Annotated in this window: 2 protein-coding genes and 1 pseudogene; 1 reads left to right on the top strand and 2 read right to left on the bottom strand. The window is 36.4% G+C overall.

The window, feature by feature from the left end; genetic code table 11:
* A pseudogene (locus ACY3FQ_RS03715) lies at positions 1-107 on the top strand (IS982 family transposase); the annotation flags it as partial.
* Here ACY3FQ_RS03715 and ACY3FQ_RS03710 read toward each other — a convergent pair.
* The gene (locus tag ACY3FQ_RS03710; protein WP_489773636.1) at positions 98-370 is read right to left on the bottom strand and encodes a hypothetical protein; all 273 of its coding nucleotides are present in this window, start codon (positions 368-370) and stop codon (positions 98-100) included. The pseudogene ACY3FQ_RS03715 and the gene ACY3FQ_RS03710 overlap by 10 nt on opposite strands.
* Positions 371-380: 10 nt before the next feature.
* Positions 381-1639: hypothetical protein (locus tag ACY3FQ_RS03705; RefSeq protein WP_489773635.1), on the bottom strand; the 1259-nt coding region annotated here is incomplete at its 5' end.

Below are 1639 nucleotides of genomic sequence, written 5' to 3'. Positions count from 1 at the left end.
CAACGCATAGAATTACGCGTAAGATTCTTTCACATACCATTGCAGTAATTTTAAATACACGATTAGGAAATCCACCTTTACAACTGGAAAGCCTTATTCAAAGTTGAGATTGGCGTTCAGATAATACATTTACAGGAACACCTGCTGAATAACTAAAGAATTCAAGCTCTAAAGAAGCCTCAAAAAAGTGATTAGATGATAAATAAACCGCACCTTTGGGTTTGTCTTTTAAAAAATCTTTGTCATTTAGTCTTTCAGCAATTGTTAGGGTTGATTCTAAAGCTTGCTTAATAGTGTATTCATAATCCTTGAACTTTTGATATGGTTCGCGTCTTAACGACTCCCAATCACTTTTGCTTAACAACTCCATATATGACTCTCTATTCAACTAAAATATTATCGGGTAAAAAAATTAGAGGCATCTGAATATTATGTGATTTACCTTTTGATCGATCATGTTGCTCATATTGTTTTCCTGTTACCATATAAATTTCACGGTTATATATTGTTGGATATGACAAATTACGTAGAGCAATTATAATATTTGCAGATATAGTATTCTTATGTGTAGCAGAAACTGAGTTATCCTCTTTTAATGAGGCTCCAATCCATTTATGACTCATTTGACGACCTTTCGTCTTAGTTCCGCCTAGACCCGCTTTACCTTTACTCCCTTCCAAAGCACTTTCATTTTTAATTGAAGTCTCAGCACTGGTTGATCTCTTTCCTAAGCCTGAATTTTCATTATATTCAGTTTTTTCGTTAAAAATATTTCCAATCTCAGAACGATTTCCTTCAATAGCCTTAGCATCGGATTGTGCCATACCAGCCAAAAAAGAAAAGTGACCAAAAATACTTCCCTTCGTTTCGCCTACTAAATATTTACGCCCTTTATGGTTACCAAACCATAAATGATCTATACCGGTTTGGTTAATATCTTGCTTACGTATCCGATCACCAGCCGCATTACGCTTTAAACGCTCATACTCCTCAATCAAACGTCCATTATCATTGACCTTACGTAAAGATTTACGCTTTTCTTTCGAATAATAATCAACGATATGTTCGGCTGGCACGCCAGTAGACCAACGCTTTTTCTTTGCTTGACGTATTTCATGGCTTTTTTTTGCTTTTGCAGCTGCTGAACTTTGAGCAGTAGGCGCATTATTTTTAACTTGTTGTTGCGCACCACCTCGTTGAGGATTTGAAGGCCTTTGAGCAGGAGGAGGTGTTGCCCCTTTTCCACCACCTCTAGGCACGACAGGTCTTGCAGGAACTTGTTGGCTAGCTTTACCAACAGCAGTTGATGGTAAAGGTGGATGCATATTTAGCATTTGATTGACAGTTTTTTGAATTTCAGCAAATGCAGCGTTCATATACTTAGGCGCATCTTTTTTTACCTGAGTAAACATTTTGATTACTTCATTGACCTTTGGGCGACCTATAACCTGTTTAGCTAACCAAGAATCGAGTACATCAACAATCTCATCAATCATTTTATTGAGTAAAGAAATACACTCATTTTTTAACTTATTCCAATTTATTTCTTTGAGTGCTTTTTTGGGATCGATCTTGGCATATTTACGCATTGCATCAAAAACACGTTCTGCATTTGCCCCATTTTTAGCCAACTTAAACA

The sequence above is a fragment of the Acinetobacter sp. AB03 genome, assembly GCF_058107045.1.
The sequence above is the reverse complement of the archived record's forward strand: the minus strand, read 5'-3'. Positions and strand labels throughout refer to the sequence as shown.